The organism is Streptomyces hokutonensis (assembly GCF_042751305.1).
In the GTDB taxonomy this organism is placed as follows: Bacteria; Actinomycetota; Actinomycetes; order Streptomycetales; family Streptomycetaceae; genus Streptomyces; species Streptomyces hokutonensis_A.
The window spans coordinates 949,497-963,021 of the sequence record NZ_JBHYWD010000001.1 but is presented as its reverse complement, the minus strand read 5'-3'; the positions used below and the strand labels follow the sequence as shown (position 1 = coordinate 963,021).

The following is a 13,525-nucleotide window of genomic DNA, read 5'->3' as shown; positions in this document are numbered from 1 at the left end:
GTCACACCATTTTCTCACGATATGAGCAGATCGAGCGGGCCCAGGGAACGCAATGTGGCAATCCCGTCACTGTGCGGCACGGGACGAGTAGGGTGCCCCGGTGACCACGCCCTCCTCCTCCCCCACCCGGCTGATCGTGCTGCGCGGCAACAGCGCCTCCGGCAAGAGCACGGTGGCCACCGCGCTGCGCGAGCGGTACGGGCGCGGTATCGCGCTGGTGCGTCAGGACGTCCTTCGCCGGGAGGTGCTGCGCGAGCACGACGTCCCCGGCGGCGCGAACATCGGCCTGATCGACCTGACCGTGCGCCACGCCCTGGCGCACGGATTCCACACCGTGCTGGAAGGCCTGCTCTACGCCTCCCACTACGGCGAGATGCTGGCCGGGCTGCTCGCCGACCATCCGGGGCGCACGCACTGCTACTACCTCGACGTGCCGTTCGAGGAGACCCTGGCCCGGCACGCCACGAAACCCATCGCGGAAGAGGTGAGCGAGCACCAACTCCGTGAGTGGTACCGGCCGTTGGACGTGCTACCCGACGGCGTAGAGACGGTGGTCCCGGCGTCGAGCCCGCTGGAGGAGACGGTCGACCGGGTCCTGTGCGAGTCCGGCCTGTGGGGCGGGGGTTGCTCGGCGACCGGTCGTACGCCGGCCCCGTGATCGAGAGCGAGACTCCGGGTGCGGCGGCGGCCCGGCTCACCGGGTGCGCGGTGACCGGCGAGCGTCCGTTGTCCGGGACCGTGACCGAAGTCGCGCTTGACAGTGGGCAGTTGGTGATCGTCAAGGGCGATGCGGCCCCCGGCGCGGTGCGGGCCGAGGCGGCGGGGCTGCGTTGGCTGGACGACGCCGGTACGGTCCGTGTGCCCGCCGTGCGCGGACTGGACGAGCGGTGGCTGATCACCGATCGCGTCCGCACCGGTCCGCCGAGCGCGCGAGCGGCGGTACGGTTCGGCCGGGAGCTGGCCGCCCTGCACGCCTGCGGGGCACCAGCGTTCGGCGCGGCGCCGCCCGGCGGGCCCACAGAGGCGTACATCGGGCTCGCCCCGATGCGTAACGTTCCCGCCGCCGACTGGCCCAACTGGTATGCCGGACAAAGGGTGTTGCCCTATCTGCGCAGCGCGGTCGACAAGGGCACCCTGGAACACGCCGAGGCCGCGGTGGTGGAGCGGGTCTGCGAACGGCTGCCGGAACTCGCCGGTCCCGCCGAGCCGCCCGCCCGTCTGCACGGCGATCTGTGGAACGGCAACGTGCTGTGGGGCGCCGACGGACACGTGTGGCTGATCGACCCGGCCGCGCACGGCGGACACCGCGAGACCGACCTGGCGATGCTGCGTCTCTTCGGCTGTCCTCATCTGTCCGAGGTGCTGGAGGGATATCAGCAGACCGCGCCGCCAGCCCCCGGCTGGACCGACCGCGTCGCGCTGCACCAGCTGTTTCCGCTGCTGGTGCATGTGGTGCTGTTCGGGCGCGGCTATGCCGACCAGGCGTTGTCGGCGGCGCGGGCGGCCCTGGCCGGGTGACGCCGGGCGAGGCCGCCCGTCGCTACAGTCCAGGTCGGAAGCCGCCGGCCCACGTGCCGCTGTTCGGCTGCGGCTTCGCCGAGCGGACCACCTCAGCCACGCGGGCGGCCCCGACCCGGTGACACCAGGCGAGGCAGCCCATCGCTGGAGTCCACGTCAGACGCTGCCGGCCCACGTGCCGCTGTACGGATGCGGCCTCGCCAAGCGGGCCATCCCAGCCGCACGGGCGACCCCGGCCCGATGACACCAGGCAAGGCCGCCCATCGCTCCAGTCCACATCAGACGCTGCCGACCCACGCGCCGCTGTACGGATGCGGCCTCGCCAAACAGACCATCCCAGCGGCGCGGGCGGCCCCGGCCAAGTGACACCGGCCAGGGCCGCCCGTGACTGGGGCGTCCGGTCCGCCTTGCTCGGCAAGGGGTGTCAGGGGCGTGCGGTGAGTTTGCGGCCAACGAGCGGAAAGGGTTGGCCAAGCCGTGACCGGCAACACCCGGGCGTTGCCGGGGTGTTGCCGAACCTTGGGGGACGACCGGCCGGGGCGTGATCCGACCGGCTGAGGACACCGGCGCCGTACCCCTGTTTCCTGTTTGCGAAGTTATCCGGGAACCGAACCTCTGGGGCGCAGCCGGGCGGCGATCGCGGCGACGTCGTCCTCCGCCTCCTGGACCTGGAGGCGGAGCACGATGTCGTCGAGGAGGCGGGAGACGCCCTGGCCGGGGTGGAGGCGCAGCCGGGCCAGGCGGGACAGGGAGACGTCGATGTCCTCGCCGCGCCGCTCGACCAGCCCGTCGGTGTACATGACCAGGGTGTCGTCCGGGGTGAGGGTGAGTGTGGTCATGTCGTAGTCGGCGGAGCCGGTCCCGAGGGGCGGGCCGACGGGGACGGGGATCAGTTCGCCGGCGCCGTCGCGGTGGAAGACGGCGGGCGGCAAATGGCCCGCGCTGGCGAAGGCGGCGGTGCCGCGGTCCGGGTCGAGGAGGGCGAGCAGGCAGGTCGCGGGGCGGCGGTTGTGCTCCTCGGACATGGCGGTGTCCATCTGGCGCAGGATGCGGTGGGGCGGCAGGTCGGTGGAGGCGACGTAGCGCAGCATCGAGCGGTAGGCGTTCATGTCGACCGCCGCGTCCAGGCCGTGGCCCATGACGTCGCCGATGACGAGGAGGGTGCGGCCGTAGTGCAGTCGTACGGCCTCGAACCAGTCGCCGCCGACGAGGGTGCCGCTGCCCGCAGGGAGGTAGCGGGTGGCCATCTCGATGTTGGGATGGGGGCGGCTGGGTTCGGTGAGCAGGACCTGTTGGAGGTTCAGGGCGGTGGTGCGCAGTCGGTGGTGTTCGACGGCGTGGTGCAGGTGGGCGGCGGTGAGCCGGGCCGCGTAGTGCACGGCGGCGGCCTCGTCGTCGCCGAAGGTCCGTCCGGCGCGGATCGCGAGGAGCGCGCCGTAGGCCTTGCCCCAGGCGGTCAGCGGCACGGAGAGGGCGGCCAGGACGCCGTGGTCGTTGGTGGTGAAGGAGGTGGTGATCGGGTGGCCGGCGTCCAGGGCTCGGACCATGACGTCCTCGCGCGGCGCGCTGCGCAGGCTGTCCAGGAGTTCCTTGCGGCCGACGGCAGCCATGGGGTGCAGCATGCCGTGCGGTGCCGGGCGCGCCTCGTCCTGCGCGAACAGGTCGACGGCCGCGGCCTCGCACAGCTCGTCGACGAGGAACCTCGCGCACTCCGCCGCGGTCCTGCGCTCGTCGAGCGTCGACCCGATCGCGGAGACCGCCCGCCCCGCGAGCACGAACCGATCCGCCGAGCCCTGCTCCGACCCGGATACCTCGTCGTCGCCGTCCACCACGGCCCCTTTCTGCCACCTCCATCCCAACACCCGCGCGGGCGTTCGGGCGGTAGCGACCCGTGGTGGGGTGCGATCGGGTCGGGGGCGGGGGCAGAAACTCCGTGGCCGGGCTCTTGATGCGGCGGATATCGTCCACTGCGTCCCCTTGATCACCGACGCGAAGAGCGACTCCGATGACGAACCAGCCACCGACGACCACCCTCTGGCGCCCCACCGGCCCCATAGAGCTGGACCTGGTCCGCGCGTTGGACTGGCGCGCCTGGCCGCCCCGGCTGCCCGAGCAGCCGATCTTCTACCCCGTCCTCAACGAGGACTACGCGATCAGGATCGCGCGGGACTGGAACGTCAAGCACGACGGCGCCGGATTCGTGACGCGGTTCGAGGTGGAGACGGAGTTCCTGGCCCGCTATCCGGTCCAACAGGCGGGCGGGCGAACGATTCTGGAGCTGTGGGTGCCGGCCGAGGAGCTCGACGAGTTCAACGCCCACATCGTCGGCGAGATCCGCGTGGTGCACGAGTTCCGCTGAGCGTCCGGGGCAATGGCGCCCCCACCTCCACGAAAGTGTTTCGTAACCGAGGAATTTCCCGTGCTTGTCCTTCTGCAGGGCGCGCTCGGTCTGCTGTGCCGTCGGGCGCTCGCCGGGCTCCTTGATCAGGAGTGCCTCGATCAGCGGCTCCAGGAGTCCGGCCTGCTTCATGGGTTCGAGGGGGTCGACGGCGATGGCGTAGGCGGTTTCCATCGCGGTGGCCCGGCGGAACGGCGGGCGGCCCTCGACGGCCTGGTGGAGGGTGGCGCCCAGGGCCCACAGGTCGGAGGCGGTGCCGGGGGTGAGGCCGCGGATCCGCTCCGGGGCCATGTAGTGGATGGAGCCGACCATCTCGCCTGTCTTCGTCAGCGTCGACGCCCCGTCCGTCATGGCAATGCCGAAGTCGGTGAGGACGGTCCGGTCGCCGGTGCCGAGCAGGACGTTGCCGGGCTTGACGTCGCGGTGCAGTACACCGGCGGCGTGGGCCGCGCGCAGGGCGGCGACCATGTCGAGGCCGATCCGGGCGGCCTCCTCGTGCGGGAGGGGCCGGCCGTCGTTCAGGAGGTCGGCGAGCGTGGGACCGGGGACGTACTCCATGACGATGCAGGGGCGGCCGTCGTCGACCACGTCATGGACGACGATCACGTTCGGGTGCTGGATCCGGGCGGCGCTGCGGGCCTCGCGGCGGGTGCGCTCGTAGAGGGTGACGAGTTCGCCTGCGGAGAGTTCCGGCCGGGCGTGGGGCCGTTTGACCGCGACCTGCCGGCCGAGGACCTCGTCGTCGGCCCGCCAGACGGTGCCCGTGCCGCCGCGGCCGATCTGCTCGGCCAGCCGGTAGCGCCCGGCGATGCGACGCCCTTCGTCCGAAACGGTGTCCTGCGCCGGTTCTGTCCCTGTTCGTTTCGCCTGGTCACCATAACCGGCTCTTGTCCCGGATCGTGTGGGGCGGATCATGGCACCCGCCCGGACCGGAGGGCCGCCCACCTCGACTGGAGGGTGGAGAGGGCCTAGTACCCCGGTACTAGTCACCGGGGCCGTTTTCACTTCCCCGGTGCTGCGGAGGGGAGGAAGGGCGCTCCTAGCGTGAAGTCGTGGGTCGCGAAGGCCCTGTTTCCTCTCGAACCTCTTTCTCTCGAACCTGGTGGGAGTACTCCGTGGCCACCTTCCTCTACCGACTGGGCCGGTTCTCGTTCCGGCGCCGACGGCTCGTCCTGATGTTGTGGATCGCCGTTCTGGCGGCCGTCGGTATCGGTGCGGCGAGCGTGTCGTCGAGCACGTCCGACAGCTTCACCCTGCCCGGCACGCAGTCGCAGAAGGCGATCGACCTGCTGGGCAAGGAGTTCCCGCAGGCGTCGGCCGCCGGCGCCACCGCCCGCGTGGTGTTCGAGGCGCCCGACGGGCAACAGCTGAAGTCCGGGGCCAACAAGACCGAGGTCGAGTCGCTGATCTCCGACCTCAAGAAGGCGCCCCAGGTCGCGAACGTCAGCGACCCGTACCAGAGCGGTCTGATCAGCAGGTCCGGCACCATCACCTACGCCCAGGTCACCTACAAGGTCGCCCAGGCCGACGTCAGCGCCGCGGCCCGCGACGCGCTGCACTCCGTGGCCGACAAGGGCGAGAAGGCGGGCCTCGCGGTCAGCCTGGGCGGCAACGCCGTACAGGAGAAGGCGGGTGGTGGTGCGACCGAGCTGATCGGTCTGCTGATCGCGGCCGTGGCGCTGGTCATCACGTTCGGGTCGCTGCTCGCGGCCGGACTGCCGCTGCTGACGGCGATCTTCGGGGTCGGGGCGGCCGTGGCCGCCATCACGGTCGCTAGCGCCTTCTTCGACCTCAGCTCGGCCGCCACGACGCTGGCGCTGATGCTGGGCCTGGCGGTGTCCATCGACTACGCCCTGTTCATCGTCTCCCGCTACCGCAGCGAGATCCGCGACGGCCACGAACCGGAGGAGGCGGCGGGCCGCGCGCTGGGCACCGCCGGTTCCGCGGTGGTGTTCGCCGGTCTCACCGTCGTCATCGCCCTGGTCGGCCTGAGCATCATCGGCATCAGCATGCTGACCAGCATGGGCCTGGGGGCCGCCTTCTCGGTCGTCGTCGCCGTACTGATCGCGCTGACCCTGCTGCCCGCGATGCTGGGCTTCGCCGGGATGCGGATCATGAGCGGCCGGTTCACCAGCCGCCGGATGCGCGCCCTCCAGGAGCGCGGCCAGGGCGAGACGACGGGCGTGCGCTGGGCCCGGTTCGTGACCCGCAACCCGGTGAAGATGCTGCTCGTCTCGGTCGTCGGGCTCGGCGTTCTCGCCATCCCGGCCCTGTCGATGCGGCTGTCCCTGCCCGACGACAGCATGTCCGCGCCCGGCACCAGCGAGCGCATCGCCTACGACACCATCACCAAGGGCTTCGGGGACGGCTACAACGGCCCGCTCACGGTGGTCGTCGACGGCCGGGGAAGCAGCGACGCCAAGACCGCCGCGCAGGACACGGTCACGCAGCTGGGCAAGCTGTCCGACATCGCCGCCGTCCGCCCCGCGGTGTTCAACCAGAACGGCGACGTGGCCCTGATCTCCGTCGTCCCGAAGAGCGCCCCCAGCAGTCAGGCCACCGTCGACCTGGTCTCCCAGATCCGCGACCGGGGCCCGGCGCTGAAGTCCGACACCGGTTCCGAGCTGATGGTGACCGGCACGACCGCGCTGAACATCGACGTGTCCAAGAAACTCAGCGGCGCCCTGATCCCCTACCTCGGTGTGGTCGTCGGCCTGGCCCTGGTCCTGCTGCTCCTGGTGTTCCGCTCGATCCTGGTCCCGCTCAAGGCCGCCCTGGGCTTCCTGCTCAGCGTGGTAGCCACGCTCGGTGTGGTGGTCGCGGTGTTCCAGTGGGGCTGGCTGGCGGACCTGTTCGGCGTCGACGGGACCTCGCCGATCGTGAGCGTGCTGCCGATCTTCATGATCGGCGTGGTGTTCGGACTCGCCATGGACTACGAGGTGTTCCTGGTGACCCGGATGCGCGAGGAGTACGTCCACGGGGCCGAACCCACCGAGGCCGTGATCGCGGGCTTCCGGCACGGGGCCCGGGTGGTCACGGCCGCCGCGGTCATCATGATCTCGGTGTTCGCCGGCTTCCTGCTGGACGACGTCGCCCTGATCAAGTCGATCGGCCTGGGCCTCGCCTCCGCCGTCCTCTTCGACGCGTTCGTCGTCCGCATGACGTTCGTACCGGCGGTCATGGCCCTGCTCGGCCGCCGCGCCTGGGCACTGCCCGGCTGGCTCGACCGGATCCTGCCCAACGTGGACGTCGAGGGCGAACGCCTGCGCCACCTGCTGGCCGAGATCCCGGACGACGGCTCCGGCGGCCCGGACCGGGCCCCCGTGTCGCCCGTCACCGCCGGGAAGCGCTGAGGCAGCGGCCGTACGATCCACACCAGGACGCCGGTCCGGGACCCGCCCCGGTCGCACCGTCCCCGCCCGCCGGTCCCCTCCCCCCGGGACCGGCGGGCGGCCCGCCTGCACCAGGGAGGGTGTATCCCGTGACCTCACCACCGATGACGGCCCGGTCCTTCATGCCCGAGAGCCTGATGGGCGGGGCCCGGCTGGGCGACTCCGAGTACCGCGCGGTCGTCGGGCTCCTCACCTGGCTGGGGCGGGTGCGGCAGGCCGACACGGCCCATCCGCGGGTCAGGCTGTGGGGAGTGCCGGCCTGTTACGCGCTGGCCGGGATTCCGGGCCTGGTGCGCGCGGCCCACGACTCCGTCCCCGCGTTCGTGCTGATGCTGGCGGTGACCGCGGGGTTCACCGTGCCACTGCTGTGGCGGAGGCAGCGGCCGGTACTGGTGTTCGCCGCCCTGGTCGTCCTCTCGGAAGTGTGCCTCGCCCTGAGGGTGGACTCGGGTTCGAGCGCGACCCAGCTGGTGGCGCTGCTCAATCTGGGACGCTACGGGGCTCCGAGCCAGCTGGCCGTCGGCGTCGTGTACAACCTCCTGCAGACGTTCGTGTCGATCGTCTTCTTCAACAGCCTCAAGTCGTCGGATCAACAGGCCAGTACCCCGGTGCTGGCGTTCCTGGCCGTGGTCGCCATCCTGTCGATGGCCGCGCTCGGGCTGGCCGGCAAACTCGTGAACGCCTACATCGAGGCGCTCAAGGACCACGCCGTCCGTCTCGAGGTGGAGCGCGACCAGCGGGCCCGGCTGGCCGCCGCCGGCGAACGCGCCCGGGTGGCACGGGAGATGCACGACATCCTCGGCCACACCCTCGCCGTGATCGTCGGTCTCGCGGGCGGCGCCGCAGGGCTCGCCGAGAGCAAACCCAAGCGGGGCGCGGACACCTTGCGGATCATCGCGGAGAGCGGACGCGGCGCCCTGGCCGAACTGCGCAGACTGCTCGCCGTCGTCCACGAGGACGAACCCGACGACACCCCGTTCGCGCCCCAGCCCGGGCTGTCCGACCTCGGCGCCCTGATGGAGCGGATCCGGGCCGCGGGCCCCGCCGCCACCCTGCGCCTCAAGGGCGAACTCACCGGTCTCCCGCCGGGACTTCAGCTCGCCGTCTACCGCATCGTGCAGGAAGCCCTCACCAACACGCTCAAGCACGCGGCACCGGACACGACCGTCGAGGTCACCGTCGCGGCCGGCCCCGAGGCCGTGCACGTCACCGTCGAGGACACCGGCCCGCACCAGACCCCCACCACCGACGAGCAGGGAAAGGGCCTGGTCGGCATGCGCGAACGGGCCTCGCTCTACGGCGGACAGGTCGCCGCGGGTCCCAACTCCCGAGGCGGCTGGACCGTCCGCGCCCTCCTGCTGCCCACCTCGACCACCCCCGACCTCATGGAGAAGCACCCCGCATGACCACCGTCCTCATCGTCGACGACCAGGCCCTGCAACGCCTCGGCTTCAGCATGCTCATCGAGCAGTACCCCGATCTGAGCACCGTCGGCGAGGCCACGCACGGCGTCGAGGCGGTCCGGCTGACGGCCGAACTCCGCCCCGACGTCGTCCTGATGGACGTGCGGATGCCCGGCATGGACGGCATCGAGGCCACCCGCCGGATCGTGCAGTCCGGGGGCCGTTCCCGCGTCCTCGTCCTGACCACCTTCGACCTCGACGAGTACGCGTACGCCGCGCTGCGCGCCGGGGCCAGCGGTTTCCTCCTCAAGGACGCGCTGCCCGAGGAACTCGTCGCGGGCATCCGGGCGGTGGCCGCCGGGGACGCGGTCATCTCCCCCGGCCTGACCCGCAAACTCATCGACGCCTTCGGCGACCGGATGCCCGGCCGCACCCCCGAGCAGGACCGCTGCCTCGACGCCCTCACCGACCGCGAGCGCGAGGTCCTCACCGTGATGGCCTCGGGTTGGAGCAACACCGAGATCGCCGAACGCCTCTGCCTCGCCGAGTCCACCGTCAAGTCCCACGTCAGCCGCATCCTCGCCAAGATCGGCGCCCGGGACCGGGTCCAGGCGGTGATCTTCGCGTACGACGCGGGACTGGTACGGCCGGCCTGAGGTCTTGCCCCCTCAGGCCGTCGGCGCAGTCACGAACTTGCCGAGGAGCGCGGTGAGTTCGGCCGGTTTCTCCACGGGCAGTTCATGACCGGCGTCGACGATCCGGACGACCGCGTCGGGGTACGCGTTCGCCATCCGCAGCATCTGGGAGAGCGGCAACTGGATGTCGTGGTAGCCATGCACGATCAGCGTGGACGCGGCGATCTCGTGGACCCGGTCCAGGACGTCGAAGGCGCGCATCGCGCCGTAACAGGTCATGACGACCTCGCGGGGTGTGGCGGCGGAGGCGTCGATGTACTGGCGGATCTTGTCCTTGGGGTAACCGGGCGCGAAGGCGCGCTGGATATTGATGGCGACGAACAGCTTGAACGGCAACAGCGTGGACACCGCCAGCAGCAGACCTCGCGCCCAGCTGTACGTCATGCGGCTGATCGAGTCGACCAGCACCATCCGCTCCACCCGCTCGGGGTGGGCGAGGGCCAGGGTCTGCGCGATCATCCCGCCCATCGAGTGCCCGACCGGCACGAACCGCTCGACCCCCAGCTGGTCGAGCAGGGCGACGACGTCGCGGGCCAACTCGTCGACGGTCCGCGCCCCGGCCCCGGTGCTCTCGCCGTGCCCCCGCAAGTCGAGCCGCACGACCCGCCGTTCACGCGCGAAGTGCGCGAACTGGTCGTCCCACCTGTGCCGGTTGGCCGTCCACCCGTGAATGAACACCAGCGGCACACCCCCTCCGTCCCGGGGGCCTTCGTCGTCGTACACGAGTACCGCGCCGTCGACTTCGAGTTTCGGCAAGGGCGTCTCCTGGGAAGCGGCAACCGTCCGCCCGTCGGCGTCACGGTCGTTGACCGGGATCATCCGGATCTTGCCCTGGACACAAGGGAGTTGCCGTCACGGAGGGGGATCCGCAACGAGATCGAGATGGACGAGGGGCGTCACTCGCGGTGCACCTTGCTGCGTTCCGCCCGCTGACGGTCGTAGGCCTGCACCAGGGGCACGTAAGCGAGGCGCTCCATCAGGCGCGAAGTTACGGATACGTTCCGGACTCTTGACGACAGCCGTATGACTGCGTAGACATGACAGCGCAGACATGACTGCGTAGACAGACACGGACGACCGGCCATCTGGAGACACCATGACGCGCGGGACAGGACGGAGCGGGAACACCGCGATTCCGCGCAGCGTGGATGTCGCCCGTCTGGCCGGGGTCTCGCAGAAGACGGTGTCGCGGGTCTTCAACGACGAGCAGTACGTCTCCGCGGTGGTCCGCCGGCGCGTTCTCGAGGCCGCCGAGGAGCTCGGCTACCGGCGCAACAACGCCGCCCGGGCACTGGCCTCCGGACGCACCCGCTCGATCGGCGTCGTGACACTCGGCACGGCCCTGTACGGTCCGGCCTCGCTGCTCATGGGTGTCGAGCGGGTCGTCCGGGACACCGGCTACGCGCTGCGTGTGGTCAACACGGTGGAAGGCGACCCGGCGGGCATGGCCGGTGCCGTGGACTCGCTCCTCGATCAGGGCGTGGACGGCATCGTCATCTCCGAACCGATCGACGAGGAGGGCATCCCCGGTGACGACGGAAGTGCCGCCCCGCGTCTGAACGTTCCGATCCTCGTCCTCGGAGCGCCCTCCCCGGTCTCCGCGCCGCTCGTGCTGACCGCGGGCGACGGCGCCGACCTGATGGCCCACACCGCCACCGAACACCTCCTGGAACTCGGTCATATGACGGTCCATCACCTCGCGGGCCCGCAGCGGTGGTATGCCGCGCGGGACCGTCTCGACGGCTGGCGGGCCACCCTGACCGCGCACGGCAGGGCCGTACCGCCGCCCGTCGAAGGCGACTGGTCGGCCGCGTCCGGGTACCGGGCAGGACGCGAACTGGCCGAGGACGGTGGGGTAACGGCGGTGTTCGCCGCCAACGACGACATGGCGATCGGTCTGATCCGCGCGCTGACGGAGGCAGGGCTGCGGGTCCCCGAGGACGTCAGTGTCGTGGGATTCGACGACATCCCGGTCGCCGCCTATGTGACTCCGCCGCTGACCACGGTGAGGCAGCCGTTCGACGCCGTGGCGCAGGAAGGGCTCAAGCGTCTGGTGCACGCCATCGAGAACCCGGACGCGGCTCCCCTGCCGTCGAGCCCTCCGCCGGTCGACCTCGTCATCCGTACCTCGACCGCGCCACCGCCCGGCCGGACGACCCCGGTCCGTGGCCGGCGTACCGCCGCCCGTTCCCGCGAGGGCGCGCATCACGCCCCGCCGCCGAACGGAGGCCCGGCCACCCACCACTGACGACGCCGGTCAGCCCGGACAGCACGAGCGCACGGCCGGCGCGTGACCCCAGGACGAGCCGCAGGTCCCGGTCACGCCCCGCCCCTCCGAACGCCCTTGCCACGTAAGGCCGTTCCCGAAATCGGCAGACGGCGAGCCGACTCTCCCCCACCGCCTCCGTCGCCGGTTCACCACCTCCTTCCTCGGCCACGACCTCCCTCTTCTGTATACGGAGAAGTCGTCGGCCCGGTCCGCGAGGACGCGTGCCCGACCCCCGTCGGCGTCCGTGCCTCGGCCGGCGCGTCCGCGCCCCTCCTCCATCACGTCTCCGCACGCCCTTGCCAGGCGTGCCGTCACCTTCGCCACCGGCGGGAGTTCACCATGCCCAGAAACACCTCTTCGTCCATGCCCGGCCCCTTCCCGATCAGCCGTCGGGGCTTCCTCGCCACTACCGGCGCCCTGTCGCTCGGTGCCGCCCTCACCGCCTGCGGCGGCAGCGGCTCCGGAGGCTCGACCGCTTCCACCAAGCCGGTCAGCCAGGCCGACATCGACAAGGCCATGAAGACACCGACCGAGGTGACGTTCTGGACCTGGGTCCCGAACATCGACAAGGAGGTCGCGCTCTTCGAGAAGAAGTACCCGGCCGTCAAGGTCAAGGTCGTCAACGCCGGTCAGGGCACCCCGCAGTACACCAAGCTGCGCACCGCGCTCAAGGCGAACAGCGGCGCCCCGGACATGGTGCAGATCGAGTACCAGGCCATCCCGACCTTCACCATCACCGACAGCCTCCTCGACCTGCGCCCCTACGGCGCCTCCGCCCTCAAGTCGACGTTCGTGGACTGGACTTGGGGCCAGGTCAGCGGCAGCGGCGGCCAGATCTGGGCGATCCCGCAGGACACCGGCCCGATGGGCATGCTGTACCGCAAGGACATCTTCGACAAGCACGGCATCGAAGTCCCCACCACCTGGGACGAGTTCGCCGCCGCGGCCCGCAAGCTGCACAAGGCCGACCCGGACATCTATCTCACCAACCTCGCCGCCAACCAAGTCGCCGCCTGGCACGGCCTGTTGTGGCAGGCGGGCGCCAAGCCGTACTCCCTGTCCGGCAAGAGCGACATCACCATCGGCGTGGACGACGCCGTCTCCCAGAAGCTCGGCGCGTACTGGGGCGGACTCGCCAAGGAGGGAGTCATCGGTGTGGAGCCGGACTTCACCGACTCCTGGTACGCGGCCCTCAACAAGGGCAAGTACGCGACCTGGCTGACCGCCGCCTGGGGCCCGGTCTTCCTGTCCGGCTCCGCCAAGGCCACCGCCGGCAAGTGGCGCGCGGCCCCGCTCCCGCAGTGGGACGCGAGCAAGCCCAGCTCCGGCAACTGGGGCGGCTCGACCACCGCGGTCATCCGCTCCACCAAGAACCCCATCCAGGCAGCGGTGTTCGCCCAGTTCCTCAACACCGACCCGGCCAGCGCCAAGATGTTCGCCACCGAGCAGTTCTTCTTCCCGGCGACCAAGGCCCTGCTCACGGAGGCCGACTTCGTGTCGGACGCGCCGACCTTCTACGGCGGCCAGAAGGTCAACCAGGTCTTCGCCGACATCAGCTCCACGGTCAACTCCTCTTTCCAGTGGCCGCCGTTCCTCGACCAGGCGGCGACCGACTGGACCGAGACCGTCGGCAAGTCCCTCGCCGACAAGACGAACACCGTGCGTGCGCTGGGCAGTTGGCAGTCGCGGCTCACCACGTACGCCAAGACCCAGGGCTTCACGGTCCACTCGGCCTGAGCGCGCGCCGGGGGCCCCCGGCGCGGGCGGGGCCCCGGCCCCCCCCCCCCCCCCCCCCCCCCAACGCCCCCCGAAGTCAGCCCCCAACCCCGCCCCCCCCCCCCGCCCCCGGC

General features: G+C 71.1%; 10 protein-coding genes and 1 pseudogene. 8 read left to right on the top strand and 3 right to left on the bottom strand.

The features are described 5' to 3' along the window. Positions 1-100 precede the first annotated feature (100 nt). On the top strand, positions 101-658 hold the full coding sequence (locus tag ACFXC1_RS04460; protein ID WP_381238577.1) for an AAA family ATPase: 558 nt from the start codon (positions 101-103) through the stop codon (positions 656-658). Next, positions 655-1,518 carry a fructosamine kinase family protein gene (locus ACFXC1_RS04455; RefSeq protein ID WP_381238575.1) on the top strand — a complete coding sequence of 288 codons (864 nt, stop codon included), beginning with the start codon at positions 655-657 and terminating at the stop codon, positions 1,516-1,518. The genes ACFXC1_RS04460 and ACFXC1_RS04455 overlap by 4 nt, the downstream gene beginning before the upstream one ends. Positions 1,519-2,114: 596 nt before the next feature. On the opposite strand, the gene ACFXC1_RS04450 is transcribed toward ACFXC1_RS04455, so the two are convergent. Beyond that, the gene (locus ACFXC1_RS04450; protein ID WP_381238572.1) at positions 2,115-3,350 is read right to left on the bottom strand and encodes a PP2C family protein-serine/threonine phosphatase; all 1,236 of its coding nucleotides are present in this window, start codon (positions 3,348-3,350) and stop codon (positions 2,115-2,117) included. A gap of 173 nt (positions 3,351-3,523) precedes the next feature. Here ACFXC1_RS04450 and ACFXC1_RS04445 point away from each other — a divergent pair, with 173 nt between their 5' ends. Then, complete coding sequence (locus tag ACFXC1_RS04445) at positions 3,524-3,877, top strand: hypothetical protein (protein WP_381239448.1); 354 nt, start codon at positions 3,524-3,526, stop codon at positions 3,875-3,877. 72 nt (positions 3,878-3,949) lie between these two features. On the opposite strand, the pseudogene ACFXC1_RS04440 reads toward ACFXC1_RS04445, so the two are convergent. After that, positions 3,950-4,726 (bottom strand): annotated as a pseudogene (locus ACFXC1_RS04440) (serine/threonine-protein kinase); the annotation flags it as partial. Positions 4,727-5,031: 305 nt separating this feature from the next. Here ACFXC1_RS04440 and ACFXC1_RS04435 point away from each other — a divergent pair. From ACFXC1_RS04435 to ACFXC1_RS04425, 3 genes are all read left to right on the top strand, one after another. Further along, positions 5,032-7,269 (top strand): MMPL family transporter, encoded by a 2,238-nt coding sequence (locus tag ACFXC1_RS04435; protein ID WP_381238569.1) that lies wholly within the window; start codon positions 5,032-5,034, stop codon positions 7,267-7,269. A 128-nt stretch (positions 7,270-7,397) separates the two neighbouring features. After that, positions 7,398-8,714 carry a sensor histidine kinase gene (locus ACFXC1_RS04430; RefSeq protein ID WP_381238566.1) on the top strand — a complete coding sequence of 439 codons (1,317 nt, stop codon included), beginning with the start codon at positions 7,398-7,400 and terminating at the stop codon, positions 8,712-8,714. After that, the gene (locus ACFXC1_RS04425) at positions 8,711-9,367 is read left to right on the top strand and encodes a response regulator (protein WP_381238563.1); all 657 of its coding nucleotides are present in this window, start codon (positions 8,711-8,713) and stop codon (positions 9,365-9,367) included. Before ACFXC1_RS04430 ends, ACFXC1_RS04425 begins: the two co-directional genes overlap by 4 nt. Positions 9,368-9,379: 12 nt before the next feature. On the opposite strand, the gene ACFXC1_RS04420 is transcribed toward ACFXC1_RS04425, so the two are convergent. Next, complete coding sequence (locus ACFXC1_RS04420; RefSeq protein ID WP_381238560.1) at positions 9,380-10,162, bottom strand: alpha/beta fold hydrolase; 783 nt, start codon at positions 10,160-10,162, stop codon at positions 9,380-9,382. Between the two features lie 340 nt (positions 10,163-10,502). On the opposite strand from ACFXC1_RS04420, the gene ACFXC1_RS04415 reads away from it, so the two are divergent. Together ACFXC1_RS04415 and ACFXC1_RS04410 are read left to right on the top strand one after the other, a co-directional pair. Next, on the top strand, positions 10,503-11,654 hold the full coding sequence (locus ACFXC1_RS04415) for a LacI family DNA-binding transcriptional regulator (protein WP_381238558.1): 1,152 nt from the start codon (positions 10,503-10,505) through the stop codon (positions 11,652-11,654). A 360-nt stretch (positions 11,655-12,014) separates the two neighbouring features. Next, complete coding sequence (locus tag ACFXC1_RS04410) at positions 12,015-13,412, top strand: ABC transporter substrate-binding protein (protein WP_381238556.1); 1,398 nt, start codon at positions 12,015-12,017, stop codon at positions 13,410-13,412. The last annotated feature ends 113 nt before the right edge of the window (positions 13,413-13,525 follow it).